Genomic DNA, 23345 nt, shown 5'->3' with positions numbered 1-23345 from the left:
CGGCGACGATCGGTACTGAGGCCGATCGAACGGCGGGATCAGAGTTGGCACGACGCCGCGGCTCCATCATGGTTCAACACCTATTGCGTCAGATGACCGGGACAAAACGCTCATGTACTTTTGTCCAGAGCTCGTCGGCAAGTTTCTTGCGATCGATGTTCAGCACCGGCTCATCGCCAAATGTAACGACGGCCGTGAACTCGCGGATCTTGAACAACCGATACATGTGCGCCAAGAAGGTCGTATCGTCCCACCAGCAAACGACCTCGCTTGCGGTCGGGCCGCCCGGCGGCGTCCGGTACGAGATCGAGGCATACGACACGGGCAGATCGGTCTTTGCCGCAAACTCGAAAAATGAAGAGTTAAAAGGCAGTATCTCTTCGCCCTTTGTGCTCGTCCCTTCCGGAAAGACGATGACGCCTTCGCCGTCGCTGAGTCGTTGTATGATCTCGGCTCCGGCCCGCGGTATATCGCGGCGGTTCTTTCGGTCGATGAAGATGATGCCCATGTCCCGGACGATCCTGCCTGCCAGAAACCAGTCCTTTATCTCGTGCTTGGCAACGAAGACGCCCCGGGCAACGGCACGAAGGGCAGCGATGTCGACGTAGCTCAGATGATTTGAGACCAGGAAGAACGGCGGCTTTGGCGCCTCGCCGATCACCTCGATCTTCATACCCGAAACGACGACGAAGCTGCGGGTCCAAAGCTCGAAAGCAAGCTGCCGCCAATATAGTTTGTTAGGGATAAAGAACGACGTGATCCACCACGCACCGTAAAGTCCAAACGTAGCGATAACGAACGAAACGAATCTGACCGTTGCTCTGATATCTTTCATTGCGGGGTGAAGCGATCTGCGGCCGGTGAAGCGTACCCATTTCCTTTGCAGGCGATCACGGCTCTTCTTTCTCGATCTTGATGAAATTGTAACGCAGCAAAACCCGCATCGGCAATGTTTTGCCTCCCCGCTCGGCCGGCCGCCAATTCATAGTCCGGATCGCTTCGGCGACCGATTCGTCGAGGCCGTATCCGGCCCAGCGAACGATATCGATCCGGAGGATATTGCCCGACCCGTCAATGTCGACCTCGGCGTCGACCGTTGCCCGAACTCCGAAAAGATAAGCCTGCGGCGTGTAGACCGGTTTGATCCGCTTGTAAGGTATCGGCGAACGAATGCCTGCCGCCGCGGCCGATTCGGGGTCGAGCGCCTGGATCGCCTGTCCGCCTGACGGAAGGGCGACGTCGTTCTTGTAAGCGTCGGCGATGACCTTGCGCAGCTCGGCCGCGATCGGTAAGGCGGAATCGAAAAGCAGGCGATTCGCCTCCTCCGGCGAGGCCGCTTCTTCATCGGCCAGCCTCCAGTGAACCAGCCTGCCGGTGCGCGAACTTACAACGAAAACGCTTGCTGCCGCTTCGTAATACTGGGCCTTTTGAAACGAACTTCTCCGCTGGTTTGTCACCGCGGTGATGATGAATATGTCGCACCCGATAACGGCTCCGGCCTGCTGTGCCTCACGGGCCGCCATGTTCAGCGGATTTTCGACCGCAACGGTTTCGAAAGCGATCCTGGCTGCGTCACTGTCAACGATCTTTAGCCCGCTGCTGCCGACAGCGTCTGACAGCCGCTGTTTGAATTCGGCATTCGCGGGGTCGTTCTCAGGCGTTAGAAAGGCGAGCTTTTGCGTGTGGCCGCTGACGGCGAAAAGTGTTGCCGCGGCCGCGAGGACGAGACAGCGAACCGCAGCCGCCCGCAGCGAGCTTTCCTGCCCGGCCTGCTGCATTTGCGCTCGGAAGACTTCGGTCATGGTCAGGAATGATAAAGGCGTGAGACTTTGTCCTTCAATTCGTCGGCGAAACAAAGCCGGTGGATCCGATAGCCTTTCTGAAGCCCGCGAACCGCCGAACTGACCTCCGATATTTCGCGTATCTGCGGGTGGGCAAAGCCGTCTTCGACGTAGATCAGATCCTTTGGTTTCGCATCGTCCTTGATGTAAAAATTGTGCGCGACATCGCCGCCCTTATCCTCGATCACATAGTGGTCAGGGTCAAGGCCTTGCTTCTCAGCGATCGCCCGCACCGCGTTGACGAACCCGTCGCGTTCGCCTTCCGGCATGTCGAGATCGAATGCTTTGAACAAACGTCGATCGATGAACCGGCCGGCGAGATCGGCAAGCACCGCGTCATCCGAGGCTTTCCATCGCTTTATGTGAAAAAGCACGTCCGAATCGTCAAGCGCCAGATGTTCGTCGAGCGAGAGGCTCTCTCTGTTCAGGATACGTTCAAAGGGCGTTCCCGGAACGAACCACACAGCCTCGCCTGCAGCGTATAGATCGAGGGCTCGGCGAAGTAGCGATTGGAGCACGGCCTCAGCGGCTCGGAGCGAGCGATGAAAATAGACCTGACGAAACATGTAATAGCGCGCCTGAAGGTAATCTTCGACCGCATAAATGCCCGGAGCCGAAACATAGAGCTGATCGGCCGCCTCGTTGATCTCGATCGACTTGATGATCCACTCAAGGTCGTAAACGCCGTATTTCACGCCGGTCATCAGCGAATCGCGAAGCAGATAATCCATCCGGTCAACGTCCAGCTGTGACGAGACCAGCTGCGAAAGCGCCATCGGGCGAAATGTGCCGCGAATGATATCGGCGATCCGGGCAGGCAGGCCGGCGTCGAATGCTTTTAGAAGCTGTCCGACGCGCGTCGAATCGCTCAAAACGGCCTCGACCGTAAAATCCTCGTGATGAAAATGCAGGATCGATTCGATAACGTGCGAGAAAGCCCCGTGGCCGATGTCGTGAAGCAAAGCTGCCAGCCGAACCGCGGTCACGTCTTCGGGGGCGAGCGCGTAGCTGATCCCGAGCTTCTCGAGAAGGCGAGTGGCGAGATGAAACGCACCAAGGCTGTGCGTAAATCGCGAATGCTCGGCGCCCTGATATGCAAAATGAGCAAGGCCAAGCTGGCGAACGCGTCGCAGCCGCTGAAACTCGGGCGTATCGATGAGCGAGACGATCAGCGCACCTTCAGGCGTATTCGTCCTTACGCGTATTATATTGTGTACCGAATCGCGGTAAATTCTCTCGGACAGTGTCGTGCCTCCAGCGGGACCTTGGCGATGCTGAATTGAATGAATCAATCTTAACAAATCTCCCTTAAAACGCTACCGCAAAGACTTGTCCGGTGCTATAATCCGTTGGTATCAACATCCCAAAGCTGTATTCCCTGGAGGTCAGTATGAATCCGTCTTTTCCAGCATTTTCTTCGCTGACGAAGAAGTGCCTTTTTCTCGCCGCCGCAGTCGTATTTCTGACCCAAACGTCTCTCGCCAGTACGATCTCCGGTTTTGTTTATACCAAGAATCGCGTTGCCATTGCCGACATCGACGTCGAATTGCTCAACGAAAACTACCAAAGCCGCGGTAGGACCAAAACCGATAGCTCGGGGCGCTATACGTTCACCGGGCTTGCCGACGGTTATTACACTATCAGAGTGATGCCGTTTCGCTATGACCTCGAGGATCAGGAAGCGACGCTCGAGGTTACGACGATAAAGATCACCGGATCGGGCCAGGGAAATGCCTATTACACGCAGGACTTTTATCTCTCGCCAAAACGCGGAGGATTAGAGGCCGCCGAATTGGGAGTGGTGTTCGCGCAGGATATACCTAAGGACGCACGTGAGCTGTACGAGGCAGGGCTCGCTAGCTTTTCGCGAAACCGTCCCGATGAGGGCATCGTTGCACTTCGGAATGCGATCACGATATTTCCTACGTATTTCGACGCTCTTGCCCGGCTCGGGCGCGAGATGTTCACGCGGCGACAATATGGCGATTCGGCTCAGATGTACATGAAGGCGGTCGAGGTAAATCCGAAGAGTGCGACATCGCTCTATTACCTTGGTTATTCGCTTCATAACATCGATCGTCAATATAATAAGGCTGCTCTTGTTGCCTTGACCAGCTCGCTGAAACTTGCCCCGGCTTCGCCGCAGGTCTTGTTTCTAACCGGCAAGATACAGCGGATCGAGGGCGATTATGCCAATTCCGAAAAGAATCTTGTTCAGGCGAAGAAACTGACTAAGGCGAATGTGCCCGAGATCCATAGCGAACTCGCACAGCTTTACGGCAATAACCTGAAGAAATATAACGAAGCGGCTGACGAACTTGAGCTTTACTTGAAGGCCAGCAAGGTGGCCGCGGCAGAACAGACCCAGACCCGAAAGATCATTTCGGACCTTCGGGAAAAGGCAAAGAACACGCCGAAGGGCCAATAAGGCCATTCCTCAAGAAAACCGACGCTCGAACTATCGAGGGACGCCATCGCCAAAGATCAGCGGTCAAAGAAGACCAAGAAAAAGGCCCGGTCGTTAAGATCGGGCCTTTTCGTTTCGTCTCCGAGTCGTAGCCAATGCATGACGAAGTATTCTTGGTGAATGGGTTCTGCGTGAAAGATAGCAGGGATACGGAAATGAAAAGAGCCTGTCCGTTTCCAGACAGGCTCGAGTGTCATCTTCTCATCATAGATTAGAAGAAGAAGCGGAAACCGAATCGGACGTCTCTCGGATTCTGGAAGCGGTTCGCAAGACCGTAGTCATTGCGGCGGCCGTTCGCAGCCGATGTCGTCGGATTCGCGAGGTAGGCAAGAATGAACTGCGTGATCCCGCCGCGGTTGAAGATCGTATCGAATACTTCACCTTCACCGGTACAGGTCGTGCAGCCGTTGGCTGCCAACTGAGCAGCTCGGATGTCAACGTTGCTGATCGTGTTCTGAACGGTCAACACATTCTTTTCGTCAAACAGATTGCGGATGTTGACGAACGGTTCAACTGTGAATCGTCCATCGCGTCCGAATTTGTAGCGGTGGCTGAACGAGAGGTCCGTTTCTGAGAACATCTCGGTACGGCCAAGGTCATTACGTCCGAAAAGGATGGCCGAGGTCACAGCATACTGGGTGTACTGCGTTGTCTGCGGCGTTCCTGACTGGAACGTAGTGAATGCCGAAATGGTCGTGGCGTTGTTGTTCGCGCCAAACCAATTGAACGTGTATCCGCCGTATGCCTTGACGACATGCGGGCGATCGGTTGCGAGCGGTCCATCGTCCGGATCGCCGTTCGCGTTGAAGCCCAACATCGGAAGGTCAAAGAAGCGGTTTACGTTCGGCGACGAACGGCCAAATTCATCTGAGCTGGCCAAACCTGAATAGTTGCCGTGCAGACGGCTCCAGGTGTAGCTGGCGTTGAAGAAGTACTTGGTCGCACGCTTGTCGAGGCGAACCTCAACTGCGTCAAAGTCACGGTTGGCTTTCGGACACGGCAGATTTGCTGTGTTCGAGATCTCGCAAACCAGACCAAAGCCCGGGTTGCCGATGATGTAAGCTTCCGAACCCTGATCGTTGAAAACACCTACGTCTTCGATAGCACGGTCAACCTGTTTATGGGTGTAACGGCCGGCGATGACGAAGTTGCTGCCGAGTTCACGCTCAAGACCGAACGTGTATTCGCTCTGGCGAGCGGCTTTGATGTTCGGATCGATCGCACCTGTCGAGAAGATGTCGGCACCTTCACTATTGGTTGCGATACGGAAGTCGAACTGGCAAACCGAATAACCGGGGCCGCCGACGATCGGGCAGGTTCCGCCCAGTACGTCGGGACGTCCGCCGAGGATCGCATTGAACGTGTAGCCCTGATAAGCGGCTCCGCGTGACGGAAGGATCTCGAAATAGTCACGACGGAAGAAGTCGCCGCCAAACGAACCGCGGGGCAATTCGTATTTGAACCGGTCGTAGAACCAGCCGTAGCTACCAAAAAGCTTGGTCTTGCCGTCGCCCGTAAGGTCGAATGCAAATCCAAGACGCGGTGCGATCTTATCGCCCCATCCGAATTCGATAGCCTGTGTGCCGGTTGTTCCGAAATTGGGAACAACTTCGTTCTCAAAGCGGACGCCGAGGTTAAGCGTCAGACGCTTGCTGATCGTCCATGAATCCTGAACGAAGAACGACTGGTTTTTGCTGCTCGCTTCACCGATCGTTCCGAAACGCTGCATGAAGCCCGAACCGAGGTTGCCCGCCGTCGGAGTATTTTCACCGGTCAGGGTGTCGATACCGCGTCCGTAAAACAGCTGGACGATGCCGAGATCGGCATAGCCCTGATCTACCGTATTGAACAATCGGTTGAACTGATAACCAACTTTGAAGTTGTGACGGCCAGCGGCCTCGATACCGACGAAACTTGCGTCAATATCAAAGGTCGTACGGGTCGAAACGTCGTAGTTGATCTGGAAGTTGTTCGCGATGTTCTGGAAGCCGCTGGTACAGTTCGAACCAGGCGTTGTGCTGGCTGCCCATCCGGCTGCGCAGATGAACCGAGTGATTCGCGGGAGTCCATACGAGTTCAGCTTTTCGTTCAAGAAGCTGCGGCCTGCACGGAAGTTGAGCACCATCCAGTTGTTTGGCGTATACGTGGCCTGTCCGTTGAACGAGTTACTGTTCTGACGGCCGCCCTGCTGTCCGAGGAATTCGGCGCCGCGGAGCGAGCCAGCCGCTTGCGGAGCACCGTTCAAGCCTTCGTTGTTGATCGAGCCGTTGCCCCAGCTGGCGAGACTTCCGCCGGCAAGTGCGCCGCCCGGCAAAACACCTTCCTGAATGATCGGGTTAAAGAGGAAAGTTCCGTACACGCGGAGCTTCGAGAACGGCTGAGCATCGAGACGGAAGAACATTTCATCCGTTCGGATGTTCGAGTTGTACTTGATCGTTTCGCTGATCGCACGGCCATTCGGATTGTTTCCGGTGGTGTAGTAATCAACTGTACGGGTCGTCTCGAAGATCTGCGGAGCATAGATCGCTGAGAACCAGACCTTGCTCTTTACAAGCGGTCCGCTGATGCTCGCAACCGGGAAGAATCCCGTTCCGCCGTCTTTCGCGGGAGTAAAGTACTCCGGAGCAACGGTCGTCGAAAAGCGGTTAAGGAAGTCACGCGGTGCTCCCTGCAGCTGCGACGGCGTGAACGAAACACCAAAGTTTCCGCGCCACTGGTCGTTGCCGCCCGAGGTTACTGCGTTGATAACGCCGCCTGTTGCACCGCCGTATTCGGCGCTGAAACCGGTCGATTTGACCTGTACTTCCTGAAGAAGCTCGAACGGAAGATTGTTGTTCGAGTTGAGCTGGCCGGTACGGAAGTTAGTCACTTCCTGGCCGTCAACGACGAAAACGTTCTCTGCGCCCGAAGCACCGTCGATCTGGAAACCGGCATTGAGCGGTTCCGGACGAACGTTCGGAGCGATCTTGAGCAAGCTGCCGAACTGCGTTCCGCTCGGGAGCGCCTCGAAAACTCGCTTGGTGATGTTCGTGTCAACCGTATTGTTAGCCGTATCGATGGTCACCGCACTATCTGCAATGACTTCGACCTCGCCGGTAAGACCGGCTACCTGCAATACTGAGTTGATGCTCGTTGCTTTGTCGACTACAACGTTGACCTCTGCTGTTTTTTCAGCAAAGTTCGCCGCCGAGATCGTCACCTTATACGTTCCTGAAGGAACGCCCTGGATGTTTACGTATCCGCCCGACGTTGCGGTAACGGTACGCGAGAAGCCGGTTGTTGTACCGACGCTCTGGACGGTAACGGTGGCATTCGGAACTGCCGCGCCGTTCGCATCCGTAACGGTTCCTTCAATACTGCCCGTCGTTCCCTGACCGAACGCCATCGCCGAAAAGGCGAATACGAACGCGAGAACGGAGGCTATGAATTTGAAGTTCTTATTCATTTTTTTCTCCTGTAGAAAATTATAGGATCACATTGAGCGGGGTCTGTTCCCGTGGACATTAAAAGCTCAAGAATCAAGCCTCACTCAATTATTTCAAGGTCCGGATATACCGGACCCGTCAAAATTGTCAGTTGGTTTTTATTATTGACCGGCAACCGCCGTGTCTCAGAATTCAACCAAACAATAGTAGGCTGGGAAACAATTTCACCAACACCACGCTCTGCACTTATTTATTGCAAGCACTGTGCCACGTAGGGAACATTGAAAATACTGCGTTTTTTCGCTGTTTTCGACGTTTTAACAGCGTGTTTCACCTTGGAATATCCAATTTTTTGAATTTCGCTACAGATAACTGAACTTCCTCAGAAATTCAGCAAATGCCCGAGTTTTTCTTTTTTCGTCTTAAGGTAATGGGCGGCAGGAGCCTCTGACTCGATCTCGATCGGAATTCGTTCGATGATCTCGAGTCCGGCTTCTTCGAGCGCGTTGAGCTTGTCGGGGTTGTTTGAGATGACGCGAACCTTGCAAAGTCCAAGGTCAAAGAGTATTTCGGCACATTGTCGGTAATCGCGCGCGTCGATAGCGAATCCTAGCTTTTCGTTCGCTTCGACCGTGTCGGCACCTTCGTCCTGGAGCGCGTATGCGCGTATCTTGTTGATGATGCCGATACCGCGGCCTTCCTGCTGCTGATAAACGATCGCGCCGCGGCCTTCGGCTTCGATCATCTCCATCGCACGATGCAGCTGCGGCCCGCAGTCGCATTTTATCGAACCGAAGACGTCGCCGGTCAGACATTGCGAATGAATGCGGACAAGCGTCGGAACGTCAGGCCGCATCTCGCCTTTGTAAAGGACCACAAACTCCTCATTGCTGCTGAGCGAACGGTAACCGGCGATCTCAAAGTCGCCGATCTGCGTCGGCAGCTTGGCTTTCGCGACCTTCTCGACCGTGATCTCTCGCGGGCGGGGCGGGCAATCGTTGTTCGCTGCGGTCAAATCCTGTATCTCCACGAATCCTTGATCAAACATATCATTATACCCCTTTGGATCGGCTATTGGTAACAATGTATTCGCGCAACCGAGGTTATCAGTTGCATTGGCCCGAGAAATAGAAAAAGCCGTCCGCAAGATCTCTCCTGCGAACGGCCGGGTGTGGGGCACTTACTTTAATGTCTATTCCGGATCTTTCTTTTTGCCGGATTCTTCGGCCTGGTCGTCGTCGGCTTTCTTTTCTTCGTTGTGAGCAAAGACCGCACCGTCGCTGGTGCCAAATATCTTTGCAAAGAGATTGCTCAGGACCTCAGATATGGTCGACGGCTGAGTTTCGCTTACGACCACTTCGGCCTCTTGCTCGGCAAAAGCGAGATCGAGTCTGACAAGTTCGGCCGTCACGTGGCGGCAGAACGAGCAATCGACCAGATGGGCGACCACCGGCTTTGCCTCGCGTTCGGTCAAAACGCCTTCGGTAAAGGCTGCCAGGAGGTCGTCATCCATGTGCGGGCCATTCGCTACAGAACTTCCGGGAGCGTTACGCGAGTTAAGATATCGGCCAAGCAAGTTCTCCATGCGGGCTGCCATTTCATCCGTTTTCCCTTTGTTCGTCATGATGATACTTGACCTCCGTAAGTCAGACGTAACCTCGTATCAATATTTGCTTAACTTTTTTGTCGATCCTGAAAAAAGATCGTTTTTTTCTCAAATCGGCTACGCTGACGAAAGGCTTCCGAAGATGCTGCCTCCTGACAGATCTTGTGTAGCGAGTTCGAGGCAGATCTCGACCTCTTGGGCCGAAAGCGAATGAGCCGTCTCAAGCTCGGCCTTGAAAAGCTCCAGCGTTTTTGAATAACTCTTTTCAAGCCAACGCATTACGGTCGATTCATGGGTCCGTCCGCCGCCATCCTTCGACTGCGACCGCCTTTGGAACCAGCCTCTTAGCGGCGATGCCTCATTCTCGACAAGGCGTGCGATCTCGCGGAGCTTGAGGTTTTCGACGTGATAATAGAGCAGCAAGAGTTTTTCGTGATCTTCGAGCGATTCGAATGCCGTCCTGATCGCCGCGACGGTCGCTTTTCGGTACCGTTCGCGAGAGATGTGATCGATCATCTCGGCTTCGCCGCCCGGAGCCGCTTCGGCAAAGCTTGCATGCGCCGCGCCTTCTCCGACGGTCTCCGTCATTTCGTCGAGCGAGACCTCGTCATGGCTTGCGCGGTGAAGATCTACCAGTGAATGCCAGATGACCGTACGCAGCCATCCGCGAAGCGACCCGCGGCCGCTGTAGGTCGAAAATTTCGAAACGCGTTCGCCGTCGACTACGCGTGTCCCGTAAAGTTCGACGTAAACGGTATCAATAACGTCCTGCGCATCGACGTCCGTCTTGGCGAGGTGGCGGGCAACGCGTTCGAGATACGTGCGGTGCTGCTGGTCAAATTCCCACCAGGCCCGTTCATTGCCGTTGGCACATGCCAGCGCCAAAAAAAGATCGTCGATCTGTATCTCGCCCAGGAACGCCCTGACCTCGTCCGGCGTGACCGGTTCGGACCGATCAAGAAGCAGATATTTTGTTAGGGTCTTATTGAGCGATGCGGCAAACACGTCAAACTGCAGGCCGTAATTCGGAGCGTTCTCGGCGCACCGGTCGAACAGTTCGCGAACCGTCGATTCGATCTCTTGGTTTAGACGTGCGTCGTTCATAGGGTCGCAGGGAGATGTGCGAGACATTATATCGAAAGTTCAAACATTAGACCAATTACACTTCCGGGACCGGGATGTCGTGACCGGCGCGTGCTTTTTTGCCGGCTTTTGGCGACCTATCGAACCGCATCGGTATCAAGCTCTGCGGTTCCGAGAGGAGCCGGGCCGTCGAATTCCGAGCCTGAATATTGGAGCTGATAAAGCCTCCAATAGAGTCCGCGCTCAAGCAGAAGTTCATTGTGTGTGCCGCTTTCACGCAGTTCCCCATGGTGTAGGACGAGTATACGGTCGCATTTTTGTATTGTTGACAGCCGATGGGCAACGACCAGCGAGGTGCGCCCTGTCATCACCCGCTCAACCGCCTGCTGGATAAGCTGTTCGGTCTCGGTGTCGATCGAGCTTGTCGCCTCATCGAGGATCAGTATCTTCGGATCGAAGGCAAGCGCGCGTGCAAACGAGATAAGCTGCTTCTGGCCGACCGAGAGGCCGGCGCCGCGTTCACGAACGCGAAAATCGTATTTCCCGTCCAGATCATCTATGAACTCGTGAGCGTGAACCTCTTTCGCCGCCCATTCGATACGTTCGGTGCGGATCGCGTTGCTGCCGAGCCTGATGTTATCGGCGACCGTGCCGCTGAAAAGAAAAACGTCTTGAAGAACGACGGCGAAGTTGGACCGCAGGTCATTCAGGTCCCAGTCGCGAATGTCCACGCCATCGAGCAAGATCTTGCCTCGCTGGACGTCGTAAAACCTCATCAGCAAGTTGGTGATCGTCGTCTTGCCCGAACCGGTGTGCCCGACCAGGGCGACGCTTTCGCCGGGTTCGATCTTGAACGAGACATCCTTCATCACCCATTCCTTGTCCTTGTAGGCGAACCAGACGTTCTGAAACTCGATATGCCCGGCCGCTTTTCCATGTTTTTTCGGGTTCGCAGGGCTCTTTATCGCGATATCCAGATCGAGGAGAATGAATATCCGGTGCGAAGCGACGATCGCGGCCTGAAGGACGTTGAATTTATCTGAAAGATCGCGGATCGGCTGAAAAAGCTGAAGCGAGTATTGAATGAACGAGGCAAGGATGCCGACCGAAAGGCCGGCGCCCGCCGCCGACATTCCGCTGAGATATTCATACCCGAAAAAAAAGATCACGACCGCGATACCGACCGCACCGATAAAATCGACCAGCGGATAAAATATCGAATAGTAATAGATGGTCTCGATATTCGCTTTGCGGTAATCGTCATTTATCGCTTCGAAACGCTCTTCGGCCTTCTTCTCGGCGTTCATCAGCTGAACGGTCTGAGCGCCCGAAATATACTCCTGCAGAAAGGCATTTAGCCGGGCGTTGCGAGTTCGAACTTTGTCAAAGCCGATGCGGGCATGCTTTCGGAACCAATTCGTCGCGGCGAAAAGCAGCGGAACCGTTACCAGCGATACGATGGCAAGTTTCCAGTCGATAGCGAACATCCACGCGATGATGGCAACGATGATCACAAGGTCGCCGAGCACGTCGATAACGCCCGACGTGAACATCTCGTTAAGCGCGTCTACGTCCGATGTGATCCGCGTGATGATGCGGCCGACCGGATATTTGTCGTAGTAGGCGACTTCCTGCCTTTGAAGCTTCGAGAATATCTCGCTCCTCAGGTCGAACATCACCCGCTGGCCGACCTTGTTGAGCAATATCTCCTGGATATACGAAAAGATGAAGCGAAAGAGAAATACGCCAAAAAAGGCGAACGCAAAGAGCCAGATGCCTTCAGTATTTCTGGGCGTGATGAAATCATCGACCGCGACCTTTGTGAAATATGGCTGCGTGCTTATAAGCACGTTGCTCAGCAGCGTTAGGACCAGGGCCGCGGCGACCAGATGGCGGTACGGGCGAAGGTAACGAAGCAGGCGCCGGGCAACACGCAGGTCATAGGTTTTCCCGATCGCCTCTTCTTCGTGATATTTTTTTACTTCGTCCGACACTTTGAATTCTCGATTTTAGATTGGCATTTCGCGATATGCCAATCTAGAATCCAAAAACAGTTGTGAACCGGTTCATCGATGAAAAAAAGGACAACTGGCAGAGGCTCGAAGATCTGCTCGGGATGCTTCGCGGTACGAGCCTGCGCGGTCTGACGCGGATGGAGGTCCGCGAGTTTGGCGAGTTGTACCGCCGCACGGCGACCGACCTCGCGATAGCCCGCGCCGAGACGCGCGACCCGAAGCTGATCAATTATCTGAACAGCCTCGTGATCAGGGCCCACGGCAAGATCTATCGCGCCGAAGGCGACGGCCTCGGTGTCATCCGCCGTTTTTTTGGCTACGAACTGCCGGCCGCCTTTCGCGGCACCTTGCCATTCACCGGCCTCGCATTCGGCTTTTTCATGTTCTTCGCCGTGGCCTCGTTCTTACTTTGCCTTTACGACCCGGCGTTTTCGAACCTTCTCGGCCTCAGCGACATCGAGGCCGCCGCCGGATCGAACACGCAATGGTGGACCGAACTAAATGCGGCGAACCAGATAGGGTCGAGCGCGATCCTGACAAATAATATTCGCGTTGCCTTTTACGCATTCGCTCTGGGCGCTTTTTTCGGCATCGGTACGCTGTACGTATTGTTGATAAACGGCCTCAGCATCGGCGGCGTGCTTGGCGTTTGTTATCGGGTCGACCCCAACTTCGGAAATCTCCTGGTCGATTTCATGGTTGCTCACGGGGTGGTCGAGCTGTCATGCATCTTTATCGCCGCAGGTGCGGGGATGTCGATCGGTTACGCGATCATCGATCCGGGCGATCTGACGCGCGGCCAGGCTTTGAAGTTTCGCGGTCGCGAGGCGTCAAAGCTCGTCGTCGGTGTTGCGTTGTTTCTCTTTGCTGCCGGTATCATCGAGGGTTTCATCTCACCCTCTTACCTCGCACCGGCAGTTAAATGGCTGATCGGGATCGCGACCGGCATCCTGATGTTCGTTTACCTCTTTTTGGTCGGCCGCGACCGCGAACCGATGTTACAGACCCATTAACTTTTCGATTCGAATGCAACCGATCGGGCCGATCCTTCGTAATCTCTTAACACTGACGTAATAAGAACTAACGCGAGGTAAATATATGCCAGATATGATGCTTATGGGTGATGGTGCGGCCAACCCATATCACATTACCGAGCACTACCTGCGGCGGGTATTGGTCGGCGATCTTGAGAGCGTCCGGGCTCGGATAATCGGGGCCATGGAGCGATTGGAATACGACATCCTCGATGACGAGGCGAACATCGTCAGGGGGCGCCGCGGTGCTCGCGGCTGGGCGACCGCACATTCGTCGGCGGATGTTCTGGATTATCCGATGACGCTGATCGTACGGCTCAAAGCGAACGGGCCGCGGGCGACACGCGTGACGTTCGACTACATCGTCAAGCATCCGGCATTGTCATTCGGCGAGAAGGAAATTCTGACCCGCGAAGCCGAGGCGATTTCGTCGTTGGCGATGGTCCGACCGGCCGAGAAGATGTGTTCGACCTGCGGCACCGAATCTACCGACGATTCGCGATTCTGCAGGCGGTGCGGGACGCAGATGACGTTCGAGAACAGCGAACTCGAAGTGCTGCGGATGTCGGCCGAGGTGCGTGCCGGTCATACATCGGTCGTGTCTACCGCCGTTGCCACGACCGCCGTGAGCCTTTTGCTCGGAGCGGTGATCCTGACCCTGGTCGTCCAAGGGGTCGTATTGACCAAGGGCGTTTGGGCGCTATTGATAGCCAGCCTGGTCGTAACGGCGTTCAGCACGCTCTTTGCCGGTTTTGGATGGAACCGGATGAATCGTGCGTTAAAGAGCAAGCCGCGCGAGGCGCCGGTCTTCAAGGAATTTGTTTCGCCGCCCGCTGCATATTTCGAACCGCCGGACGCAGGCGACCGGGCTTTGATCGGGTCTGTTACCGAAGGAACGACCAATCTTCTCGACCTCAACGGCGATCCCGGCAAGACGGGCGAATTTTCCGCCGACGAAACCTCCGTCATCGCATCGCGCTAAGACCGCGGCCGGACGGCATCATTCTATTCTGTTCACCTTAAGGACTTTCCCGATCTTGACGCCGAATGCGCGGTCAGCCGATCGTTTCATGGCCTCCGCGTCGCCGGTGGTAATGAGAACGTCGGGCCCGTGCGATCCGATCTTCCATTTCGAGGTCGCGTTCAAAACGCCCGACGCCGGATCGATGAATTTTGTCTCAGCCGAAACGAGGTCGGACAGAATATTCGCGATGGCAGGGTAGTGTGTACAGGCAAGCAGAACGTGCGAGCAGTTTCGCAGCGGCCGAAGGATGTGTCCAGCTTCCTGACGCAGTTTCGGTGACGAGACGTCGCCGCTCTCGATAAGCCCCGACAGCGGCTGGGCGATGCGTTGCTTGACCGCGATGCCGCGTTGGGCGAACGCTCTCCGATAAACGCCCGACACCACCGTCCGCCGCCCGCCGATCAGGCCCAGGCGTTCAGGTTTGAGCCTTGCCGTCATCTCGACCGCCGGGTCGATAACGCCTTCGATCTTCAGGCCCTGCGGATCGATAAAGGGAATTGCCGTGCTCGCCGCGTTACAGCCGATCACCAGATGCGTAACGCCCTTTGAACCGAGAAAACCGATCACGGCGTTCAACCGCGAGACGAGTTCCACCCGCGACATCTTCCCATATGGCGTCACACCGGTGTCGGAAAAATAGACCAGCGAAACCTCCGGCCGCCGTTCCTTGATCAGCTTATAAATGCTGATGCCGCCTATGCCCCAATCCAAGATACCAAGCATTTTCTTAAGGATACGTGAGTTTAGCCTCGATACCTTCCTCAACCGGCCCGCTGTCAAATGCGACCATCCGCGAGTTCCACGCGAGATTTAGTGTCTCCATTTTTCGTCCTGGAAATCGGCTTTCGAGATACCATTTCATCTCGTGTTCCGAGCGTATCGGATTGTATTCGAGCATCTTCTTCCAATCAGGGTGCGAGACCAACCGCCCGAGTGCGGCGTTAAATCTTGCATTTGTTTTCTGATCACGCATTGTCTTCAGCTTATCGCGGAGCAGTCTTGGATACTCGCTCATTTTCACGGGCACCGTCACCATATCGATGACGAGTAGCTTGCCGCCCGGCTTCGTTACGCGTTTGATCTCGGCAAGCAGCGGATCCCAGTCGAGATAACGGAACGACATCATCGATATCACGACGTCGAACGAGGCATTACCGAAAGGTAATACCGGGCCCGCGATCTTTCGAAATTCGAGATGTTTCCGGCCCGCGTTCCTCGCGCGTGCGCGTTCGAGGATAGCTTCCGATTCATCCACGCCCACACCGCTTTCGATGCGGTCTGCGAGTGCGTTGAGCAATGCGCCGTTTCCGCAGCCGATGTCGAGCACGTCGATCTTCCCCGAAGGCAGATGCTCGTTCAGCCATCTCCATTCGTCGCGGCGGACGCGGATATCGGTGAAGACCTCGTCATAAAGCCCGGCCACCGTGTTGTAGGTGTCGGCACCGTTGACCTCGCCCGGGTCGAACGATCTCATCTCCTCGGCGGGCATCGCACCGGCGAATTTCTTCGCCGAGGCGAGCAGACCGTGCGACTTTCGGCCCGGGCAGCCGATCGTATAGATCTTGCCGTCGGTCCGGTCACCGGCATATAGGTATTTCGTTTTGCTTAGCGAAAACGTCGTGTACCAAAAATAGCCGTGGGCCTTGATGCCGAACGTCCTTGCAAAGAAAGGCGCAAACCAGCGTGCCGATCGGCAGCAGTGGAAATAGGCCGCGGCACCTTTCGCAAACGGGATATCCATCTGCTCCCATTCGTACGGCGAAAACTGTTCTGGGAAGGCGACAGTTCCGTACATTGGCCCGTACATTCCGGAATGCCCGACGAAATGAAATTCAGCGATCTTTCTGCCCGCAGTTCGAACCTCTGCTATAGCGCGCAGCACATCTACCTTGCTTTCGACCGCCCGGCATACGATCTCGCCATTGAAAACCGCATCGCGTTTCTCATCGGCGAGTGTCCGGGCGACGGCCGGAAACTGTGCCCCGCCAAGCCGGTATTTGGTCGTATAGATTATGAGTATGAGCGGGTCAGGAGACATAGTTGCGCGGGTCGCGGTTAGAAGAATAGAGAACTCCGGTTCGCTAGTAAAGCCCGATGCCACGTCAATTGCAGCTCGCCGCAATAAAAAACGGATGACCGCTGCCGGCCACCCGCTCTCCCGATGTTTTCACGATCAAAGGTCTTTTTCTTTCTTTACTTCTTTGATCACGCGGATCAGTTTGTGAGAATACGCCGAACCGTCCGCCGCAGGATTAGCGACCTTGGTCCGCTCGACCTCGATCTGGTAATAGCGTCCTTTCTTAAAGTTGAAACCCTCGATCGGCCCGAAGAAGTTCTGCCAGGCCGCTTCCTTTGCATCTTTCACCTGAAGGCATTTTGTCTTCACTACACCGACGCAGTCCGCAAGCTCTTTGTTCACGTACCAAACGTAACGCTCGGGCTTGATGATCCGCTGGAAACGCATGAAGTGGCCGGTGCGTTTATCGGTCAGCGTCAGATAACCGGTCTCGAACGCGAAGGAATCGATATTGCCGAGCGTCTCGCGAAAGGCCGCCTCAAAGCGGTTGTCGATACGCGGGCATGCGATCAGAGTTCCGGCAAAAGGTCCAACGGTGAGCCGGCCGGAATCCTCGAATATGAACGGGCCCATAAAGCGGTTGCAGCCCGAATTTCCGGCGATCCGGCCCTCGCGTGTGTCGAGCGTCATCGTCACCTCTTTGTCATCGATGTTGTAGTTGTTGACCCGTGCGAAATTGTAGGCGACGAGCCGCCAGTCGTCGCCCTGCGATGATGTCGCGGTTTGTGCGAAAACAGCAGCCGGCGCCATGCCGACAGCGAAAAGCAGAAAGAATACCCCTGTTAGTTTCTTCATTTTTACCCTCGGATAGTTGTAATTTTACCTGACGGCATATGCCGCCGCGGTGAGTAAATCAAAGACATACTTTACAAAATTCTACCCCGAAAAAATGCGTTTTTCAAAGAGTTTTCGCGATATCCGAACATCGAAACTTTCGGCTATCTCGCTAGAAAATAGAAATAAGAAAGCGGGCGCAGGATGGATCCGGCGGCCGCGCTGGAGTGAGGGTCAAAGTAGTGCCAGTTAATTCACCCGAAACAGCATTAATACGGCTGCGTCCCGGGTGTCTGCGTCGCCGTATCGAAAGCGAGCCCGCCGATCGACCTAGGTCCATTCCGCTAAATGACCTCACCACGAGTGAGACGTTGGTTGCGGTGGACCTTTTCAAGATAGCTTTTGGCCGCGACAGTCTGGAACATCTCGCGCTCTTCCTCATGGTCGGACACAGGTTCGAGTGCAAGGTCTGTATATTCGAACCGTTTTGGGTCGCGCGCGGCCCGTTTATAGATGATCCGCAGCCTGAGGTATAGCCAGATCCAGCGGCCCTGTTTCATCAAGGTCTCAAAAGCGTATTTCGGATAGAAGATCAAAGGATTTTCCAACGGCATTCCCGAACGCCTGTTCCGCCGGTCCTTGCGTCGGAAAAAGCCGCCCTCGAGCGGGTGTATGCCCTCGATAGCGAGGCAGCCCTTGAACCACATTATAAAGAACGTCGTCTTGCCGGGACTCGTGCCCGAAACTATCGAACGCCGAATGATCCGTTCGATATGTTCATCGGTGTAGTAGGTGTCCCACGCCTTTTGATATACATCTCTCCATTCTTCACGCGACATTTTCGGATGCTCTGTGACATCGTGGCAAAGATCATATCTGTTCAGATCCGCATCCATGGCAACGTTGCTGTTGTGAAGCCTTTGATGATCTTCAGAACCCGGCAGCGGCGTCAGGTAGAAAAACTCGAGAAGATCGACCGGAAGTTCGTTCTTGATGACCTCGATATCGTGGAGGATCGCCTCAGGCGTATCTCCGGGAAAACCGAGGATATACCCGCAATATGTGACTATCCCGACGCGCCTCCATTCAAGCAGCATTGCTCGGTAATCGGTGATCTTATTCTGCCTCTTTTTGGCGCCGAGCAGATTGTCAGGATTGATATTCTCAAGACCGATAAATACGCGCTTTACCCCTGCGAGCTTACACTTGTCGATAAAATTTGGAAGTTTATGACAAAGTGTGTCGACCTGGATGATAAAGCTGATATTCAGGCCCTCTTTCTGGCGCAATTCGATGAGCCGATCCAGTATGATCTCCCAGTCCTTATTTCTCGCGAAGTTGTCATCGGTGATGAAAAACGAGTGCAGGCCCTGAGCAACATTGACCCTTACGATCCGCTCGATGTCTTCCGGCGAACGTCGGCGCGATACGCGGCCCTGAACGTTTATGATCGTGCAGAACGAGCAGGTGAACGGGCATCCGCGTCCTGCATCGAAGCTTGTGGTCGCACCGGCAGTCAAGTGGACGCGGTCGGCAGGGAGCATCGGAGTGGCAACTCCCTCGATGTTCGGGAGGTCATCCATGAAGTTGTATTCGGCTGGCAACTCCGAATTAAAAGCATCTTTCAGGACCTGACCAAGTCGGCCCTCAGCCTCGCCGGCAAAGATCGTCACTCCGATGTCGAGCGCCTTTTGAACCGAAGGATCCCTTTCTTTCAGCATCGATGACGTTCCCGACACATGAAAGCCGCCGATCGCGACCTTGATACCGCGATCTCTGAGCGGCCGCGCAATATCGAGCGCCCGCGGAAACTGATTTGACTGTACACCGACGAGCATGACCATGCCGTCGTCTGCCCGCTCGATCATTTTGGCGATACGGCTCGGGTGAATCACGGTATTCGTCTCGTCGAAAGCGTCTATCTCGAGGTCGACCTCGGGGCCAAGCACCTGCTCGTTGCGGCACTCCAGCGCAAGCCCGTAAAGGCACGCCAGCGAGTTGGCAGGGATCGCAGAGCGGAACCATTGAATCACATAACCATCGTCATCGTAATGAGACGGCTTGATCAGAACCAGGCGAAATCTAGACCGTTTGGACATCGGCGGCTATCCTATCCTAAATACTTAGAATTTGAAAGAACTGCGAACCGTATCTACTCGATCTCACGTGCACCGGCGAGTTCAGCCACGACCATCAATTCAAGTGAAATAGATCTTGCCGTTCCTCACAGCAATCCTCGCTCCTTGACCCGCAGATACGATTCGAGGAGCCGCGGCCCGAGCGTTTGCGTGGTCACGTCGAGGGCGAGTCCGCCGAGCGATTCGACGAGGCGAAGAGCCGATTCGCGTTGATGGATGATCTCTTCAGCGGCCGATTGTTTGAAAACATCGCGGATGTCTTCGGGCCTGGTCGAGACCATCGCGTTAAGGTCGCGGTCGCCGATCGTTGCGACCAGCGGCAGATGCCGCGGCCGCATCAGCTTGAGCGAATTGATCAGTTCACGCGAGCTGTCTTTGTCGACCAGATCTGTCAGGATGACGACGAAAGCGCGCTTCTTAAGGTTCGATGAAATGAATTGAAAGGCGCGGGCGTACGATGGTTCGATCAGTTCGGGTTCCATGTCGTGCAGAGCCTCGAGCACGGCATCCATATGCTCGAGCCCGCGTTTTGGTGGAAGATATTTACGGACCCGACGCCCAAATACGACGACGCCTGCATTGTCGCCGGCCCTTGCACAGGCTGACATCAGCGCCAGCGCAGCGTGTATCGCGGTATCGAATTTCGTCTCGCCGTCGATCCGCCCGGTCATCAGCCGTCCGGCGTCAAGGGCGATGATAACGGTTTGATCGCGTTCGATCTGGTATTGACGCGTCGTTAGCTTTGAACGCCTCGCCGTTGCAGTCCACGAGATATGCCGAAGCTCGTCGCCGCGGACGTAATCGCGCATCGATTCGAACTCGCGGCCCTCGCCACGCCTCACCGCTTTCCGCTGGACCGCGATGAACGACTGGTTGCCGAGGGCCTTTAGCTCCATCTCGCGTGCCCGCCGCATGTTTGGGTAGACCTTCACCGCCTGCGGCTCTCCGAGCTCCGATTGACACCAGACAAGCCCGAACCGCGACAGATATCTGACGGCCGTGCGTCCAAACTCATAGTGGCCGCGTTTCGGCGGCGTCAGGCTGTAATAGAACTCGGCATTCGAGCGCGGCTGAATAGTGAACGCCGCCTCGCGCGGGTCGCCGAGCTTCATCGCATCCGGGTATTCGTCCTTGATCTTTATCCGAAATGCCCGTTCAGTGTCGTTTTCGATCTCGAGTTTTACGTCTGACGGATCACCGATCGCAAATCGGGCTTCGAATTTGCGGCGGATCCTGAAACCTTCGGGCAGCTTTCGGCTCATAAGATAGTCGACGACGGCTGCGGCGATCAACAGTACATCAAAGACAAGAACGGCCGTCCGAAGCACAGGGAAACTCCACGACATCGAGAGCGGCACCAGCCCAAGCGCCAGCAAGAGAAAAAAACGGCCTGAAAATACGAATCGCATTTACCAGAGGATGATATCATTCCAAAACCAGACAGAGAATCATGTCCGCAAGCTTTATGCCCGACCTCGGGCCGTGAAGATCGAAAGGGCGTGATGCAACCAAATCGCCCGGGAAGTGTTCAAAGAATGCAGCCGGCGAAGGCAGGAGGTCGTCGCCGCTGGCAATATGCTCTATTCACTCATCTTGATCCTGGCGGCATCGATAATGCCGGCTGCCGGCCAGATATCCGGACCTGACGATATCGTTGACGAGGTCTACCTGGCGAAAGCAGGCGTTGACGGGCTGGCCGGCGAATCCGCGACCGAATTTCTGACGACCGATATTCCGATCTTCTGTGTGGTCAAACTCACAATGGCCGAGGCTGCGACCGTTCGTATGAACCTCGTCGTGGTGGATGTTGCCGGCGTAAAGGCAGAAACCAGGGTCGTTTCGACCAGTTACGTGACCAAGAACGGCGAAGATCGGGTCAATTTTTCGGGAAGGCCAAAAGGGAATTGGGTCGCCGGGCGATATCGCGCCGATATTTTTGTCGACGACAAACTCGTCAGGAGTCTGGAATTTCCCATTACGCAACCGGTGACAAAAGTAAAAGCGAACGGATTCGTTCGCGTCAAGAACTCGCCCGATCGGCCCCGCAAGCGAAACTAGTCTGGAAGGTCACGACAAAAAAGCCCGGAGCAAACTGCCCCGGGCTTTTGTACCTGCAAAAAACTCTTACCAGCGATTGCGTCCGCCGCCACCGCCACCGCCGTAACCGCCGCCTCCGCCGCCGCGATTGCCGCCGCGTCCGCCGCCGCCGCCAAATCCGCGGTCTTCGCGGGGTTTGGCTTCGTTCACTTTCAGTTCACGGCCGTTGTGCTCGGTGCCGTTCAATTCGGCGATCGCGCGTTCGCCATCTTCCTTCGACGCCATTTCGACGAAGCCAAATCCGCGTGAACGGCCGGTCTCACGATCCTCAACGACCGAAGCCGATTCAACGGTGCCGATCGATGCAAACAGCTCTTCCAGATCCTGGCTCGTTGTCTGGAACGAGATGTTGCCAACATAAAGTTTCATTGTCATATCAAATATTTTCCCTTCGCTTAGATAAGCGATCTTAAAAGAAGCTTGGGAATTCGAATTTTTCTTTGGAGTAACGGTCTGCCCGCAAAGATTCGGTTCCGGACGCTCAAGAGCTGCTTCTATTCCAAAAAACCAACCCGCCCTCGAACTTCCATAACGCCGTCGAACAAATCACTGTCGTATCGGGGCGCATCACCGTTGATGCGCGAGAGTAGGATTTACTGAAAACCATTTTGCACGGCGGAATGCCGTGACGCAAATAAATAGAGACGTTTATGCGAAAACGGTCAAATCGCAAACGGGGCCCGGTTCATTCGATTAGCGATCTGATCTTGGCCACGGCCTCAAGCCCGGCCTCGTGGCCGAGTTGAATAAGCTCGTCCATCCGCTTGATCTCGTCGGGCCGGATGTGTGCGATCTTTGGTTCGATGACGACATTCGCGCGGTAGTGCTGGTGCTTTGACGCGGTGCGGACCAGCATCATTGCCGATTGGATGAATGTCCCGACCAGCGTTGACGGGTCAGCCGCAAAATCCGAGCCGCACGTCAGCAGGTCAACGGCAATGATGATCTCGGCACCTAGTTTCTTTACCGCCCGCGTCGGCATCGGCGAGGCGACCGCTCCGTCGACCAACCGCCTTCCGGTCTCATCGTCGACCGGAACGAAAACGCCGGGAATGGCGCAGCTCGCTCTGATGGCCGTCACCAGATCGCCGGTGTCTCTGAAGACGATCTCATTGCCCGTCGCGAGGTCGCATGCCACCGCGGCAAACGGCATCGTTAGCTCTTCAAACCTCTTGACGGGAAAGCTCTTTTCGATGAAACGTCCCATCGGCTCGTTCGAGAGCAGCCCTCGCGGAGAATATGAAAAACCCGCGACCGAGAACCAGCTCATATCTCGTCCGAGTTCGGCGATCTCATCGACGGTCATGCCCGAGGCCAGAGCACCGCCGACGAACGCGCCGGCCGATGTTCCGGCGACCATGTCGATCGGGATCCCGGCTTCTGCCAGTGCCTTCAGTACGCCGACATGTGCAAAGCCTCTCGCTCCGCCGCCGGATAATGCAATGCCGATCTGCTTACGGGTCATAACGATCGTTCCTGACGGCCGCTCGGCCGCGATCGGGAACGCAATTGATTTTAACCACCCATTGTGGAAAACTTAAACCGCAAAAATGACTCCGCTACAATCTTCCTCATTCTCAAGGCATACAACGAGTGCTGACATCGCCGCGGGCGAAACGGTATGCCCCGTCTGCTCACGCGAGACACGAGACGAATTTGTGCCGATGCGTGTGCTCGAGGACGACTTGCAGCGTCTGATCGCTGCCAATGCGCCGGACACTGCCGATTTTCCGGCGATATGTGCCCGGTGTGTAAGGCTGTTCG

At 55.4% G+C, this 23345-nt stretch carries 19 protein-coding genes; 4 read left to right on the top strand and 15 right to left on the bottom strand.

The genetic code is table 11. The annotated features are described in order from the left end of the window. Nucleotides 1-88 precede the first annotated feature (88 nt). From IPM28_09105 to IPM28_09095, 3 genes are read right to left on the bottom strand one after another with little or no spacing between them, the layout of a single operon-like run. On the bottom strand, nt 89-835 hold the full coding sequence (locus IPM28_09105) for a 1-acyl-sn-glycerol-3-phosphate acyltransferase (protein MBK9173150.1): 747 nt from the start codon (nt 833-835) through the stop codon (nt 89-91). A gap of 55 nt (nt 836-890) precedes the next feature. Then, entirely contained in the window at nt 891-1802 is a 912-nt protein-coding gene (locus tag IPM28_09100) for an energy transducer TonB (GenBank protein ID MBK9173149.1), read from the bottom strand. Between the two features lie 2 nt (nt 1803-1804). Further along, nucleotides 1805-3133, bottom strand: a complete 1329-nt coding sequence (locus tag IPM28_09095; GenBank protein ID MBK9173148.1) for an HD domain-containing protein — start codon at nt 3131-3133, stop codon at nt 1805-1807. A gap of 98 nt (nt 3134-3231) precedes the next feature. On the opposite strand from IPM28_09095, the gene IPM28_09090 reads away from it, so the two are divergent. Continuing rightward, a complete protein-coding gene (locus tag IPM28_09090; protein MBK9173147.1) occupies nt 3232-4269 on the top strand; it encodes a carboxypeptidase regulatory-like domain-containing protein in 1038 nt (345 codons plus the stop codon). A 250-nt stretch (nt 4270-4519) separates the two neighbouring features. Here IPM28_09090 and IPM28_09085 read toward each other — a convergent pair whose 3' ends face one another. From IPM28_09085 to IPM28_09065, 5 genes are all read right to left on the bottom strand, one after another. Then, nucleotides 4520-7753: a TonB-dependent receptor gene (locus tag IPM28_09085; protein ID MBK9173146.1), complete on the bottom strand. Its 3234-nt coding sequence runs from the start codon at nt 7751-7753 to the stop codon at nt 4520-4522. A 362-nt stretch (nt 7754-8115) separates the two neighbouring features. Beyond that, the gene (gene ribA / locus IPM28_09080; GenBank protein ID MBK9173145.1) at nt 8116-8781 is read right to left on the bottom strand and encodes a GTP cyclohydrolase II; all 666 of its coding nucleotides are present in this window, start codon (nt 8779-8781) and stop codon (nt 8116-8118) included. A gap of 144 nt (nt 8782-8925) precedes the next feature. Beyond that, nucleotides 8926-9357, bottom strand: a complete 432-nt coding sequence (locus IPM28_09075; protein MBK9173144.1) for a hypothetical protein — start codon at nt 9355-9357, stop codon at nt 8926-8928. Between the two features lie 99 nt (nt 9358-9456). Next, nucleotides 9457-10443: a hypothetical protein gene (locus IPM28_09070; GenBank protein MBK9173143.1), complete on the bottom strand. Its 987-nt coding sequence runs from the start codon at nt 10441-10443 to the stop codon at nt 9457-9459. A gap of 116 nt (nt 10444-10559) precedes the next feature. Continuing rightward, a complete protein-coding gene (locus tag IPM28_09065) occupies nt 10560-12416 on the bottom strand; it encodes an ABC transporter ATP-binding protein (protein ID MBK9173142.1) in 1857 nt (618 codons plus the stop codon). A 62-nt stretch (nt 12417-12478) separates the two neighbouring features. Here IPM28_09065 and IPM28_09060 point away from each other — a divergent pair, with 62 nt between their 5' ends. Both IPM28_09060 and IPM28_09055 read left to right on the top strand, forming a co-directional pair. After that, nucleotides 12479-13450 (top strand): stage II sporulation protein M, encoded by a 972-nt coding sequence (locus IPM28_09060; protein MBK9173141.1) that lies wholly within the window; start codon nt 12479-12481, stop codon nt 13448-13450. Nucleotides 13451-13535: 85 nt separating this feature from the next. Further along, the gene (locus tag IPM28_09055) at nt 13536-14453 is read left to right on the top strand and encodes a zinc ribbon domain-containing protein (GenBank protein ID MBK9173140.1); all 918 of its coding nucleotides are present in this window, start codon (nt 13536-13538) and stop codon (nt 14451-14453) included. Nucleotides 14454-14471: 18 nt separating this feature from the next. Here IPM28_09055 and IPM28_09050 read toward each other — a convergent pair whose 3' ends face one another. From IPM28_09050 to IPM28_09030, 5 genes are all read right to left on the bottom strand, one after another. Next, the gene (locus IPM28_09050; protein MBK9173139.1) at nt 14472-15218 is read right to left on the bottom strand and encodes an aspartate/glutamate racemase family protein; all 747 of its coding nucleotides are present in this window, start codon (nt 15216-15218) and stop codon (nt 14472-14474) included. Between the two features lie 4 nt (nt 15219-15222). Continuing rightward, nucleotides 15223-16533, bottom strand: a complete 1311-nt coding sequence (locus IPM28_09045; protein MBK9173138.1) for a class I SAM-dependent methyltransferase — start codon at nt 16531-16533, stop codon at nt 15223-15225. Nucleotides 16534-16668: 135 nt separating this feature from the next. After that, nucleotides 16669-17367 (bottom strand): META and DUF4377 domain-containing protein, encoded by a 699-nt coding sequence (locus tag IPM28_09040; protein ID MBK9173137.1) that lies wholly within the window; start codon nt 17365-17367, stop codon nt 16669-16671. Nucleotides 17368-17690: 323 nt separating this feature from the next. Next, on the bottom strand, nt 17691-19445 hold the full coding sequence (locus IPM28_09035; protein ID MBK9173136.1) for a radical SAM protein: 1755 nt from the start codon (nt 19443-19445) through the stop codon (nt 17691-17693). A 125-nt stretch (nt 19446-19570) separates the two neighbouring features. Beyond that, complete coding sequence (locus IPM28_09030; GenBank protein MBK9173135.1) at nt 19571-20893, bottom strand: DUF58 domain-containing protein; 1323 nt, start codon at nt 20891-20893, stop codon at nt 19571-19573. A gap of 166 nt (nt 20894-21059) precedes the next feature. On the opposite strand from IPM28_09030, the gene IPM28_09025 reads away from it, so the two are divergent. Then, nucleotides 21060-21542 carry a hypothetical protein gene (locus IPM28_09025; GenBank protein ID MBK9173134.1) on the top strand — a complete coding sequence of 161 codons (483 nt, stop codon included), beginning with the start codon at nt 21060-21062 and terminating at the stop codon, nt 21540-21542. Nucleotides 21543-21608: 66 nt separating this feature from the next. On the opposite strand, the gene IPM28_09020 is transcribed toward IPM28_09025, so the two are convergent. Beyond that, nucleotides 21609-21956, bottom strand: a complete 348-nt coding sequence (locus IPM28_09020; GenBank protein MBK9173133.1) for an RNA-binding protein — start codon at nt 21954-21956, stop codon at nt 21609-21611. A gap of 310 nt (nt 21957-22266) precedes the next feature. Next, nucleotides 22267-23046 (bottom strand): patatin-like phospholipase family protein, encoded by a 780-nt coding sequence (locus IPM28_09015; protein MBK9173132.1) that lies wholly within the window; start codon nt 23044-23046, stop codon nt 22267-22269. Nucleotides 23047-23345: the final 299 nt, after the last annotated feature.

This window comes from Chloracidobacterium sp., from assembly GCA_016716305.1.
Classification (GTDB): domain Bacteria; phylum Acidobacteriota; class Blastocatellia; order Pyrinomonadales; family Pyrinomonadaceae; genus OLB17.
Note: the sequence above shows the minus strand (reverse complement) of the source record. Positions and strands in the feature narration are given on the sequence as shown.

Bases quoted from the DNA above. Each gene is read 5' to 3' on its own strand.
- IPM28_09105 (MBK9173150.1), bottom strand. From the start codon at position 835: ATGAAAGATATCAGAGCAACGGTCAGATTCGTTTCGTTCGTTATCGCT.
- IPM28_09100 (MBK9173149.1), bottom strand. From the start codon at position 1,802: ATGACCGAAGTCTTCCGAGCGCAAATGCAGCAGGCCGGGCAGGAAAGC.
- IPM28_09090 (MBK9173147.1), top strand. From the start codon at position 3,232: ATGAATCCGTCTTTTCCAGCATTTTCTTCGCTGACGAAGAAGTGCCTT.
- IPM28_09085 (MBK9173146.1), bottom strand. From the start codon at position 7,753: ATGAATAAGAACTTCAAATTCATAGCCTCCGTTCTCGCGTTCGTATTC.
- ribA (MBK9173145.1), bottom strand. From the start codon at position 8,781: ATGTTTGATCAAGGATTCGTGGAGATACAGGATTTGACCGCAGCGAAC.
- IPM28_09075 (MBK9173144.1), bottom strand. From the start codon at position 9,357: ATGACGAACAAAGGGAAAACGGATGAAATGGCAGCCCGCATGGAGAAC.
- IPM28_09070 (MBK9173143.1), bottom strand. From the start codon at position 10,443: ATGAACGACGCACGTCTAAACCAAGAGATCGAATCGACGGTTCGCGAA.
- IPM28_09055 (MBK9173140.1), top strand. From the start codon at position 13,536: ATGCCAGATATGATGCTTATGGGTGATGGTGCGGCCAACCCATATCAC.
- IPM28_09050 (MBK9173139.1), bottom strand. From the start codon at position 15,218: ATGCTTGGTATCTTGGATTGGGGCATAGGCGGCATCAGCATTTATAAG.
- IPM28_09045 (MBK9173138.1), bottom strand. From the start codon at position 16,533: ATGTCTCCTGACCCGCTCATACTCATAATCTATACGACCAAATACCGG.
- IPM28_09040 (MBK9173137.1), bottom strand. From the start codon at position 17,367: ATGAAGAAACTAACAGGGGTATTCTTTCTGCTTTTCGCTGTCGGCATG.
- IPM28_09035 (MBK9173136.1), bottom strand. From the start codon at position 19,445: ATGTCCAAACGGTCTAGATTTCGCCTGGTTCTGATCAAGCCGTCTCAT.
- IPM28_09030 (MBK9173135.1), bottom strand. From the start codon at position 20,893: ATGCGATTCGTATTTTCAGGCCGTTTTTTTCTCTTGCTGGCGCTTGGG.
- IPM28_09025 (MBK9173134.1), top strand. From the start codon at position 21,060: ATGCTCTATTCACTCATCTTGATCCTGGCGGCATCGATAATGCCGGCT.
- IPM28_09020 (MBK9173133.1), bottom strand. From the start codon at position 21,956: ATGACAATGAAACTTTATGTTGGCAACATCTCGTTCCAGACAACGAGC.
- IPM28_09015 (MBK9173132.1), bottom strand. From the start codon at position 23,046: ATGACCCGTAAGCAGATCGGCATTGCATTATCCGGCGGCGGAGCGAGA.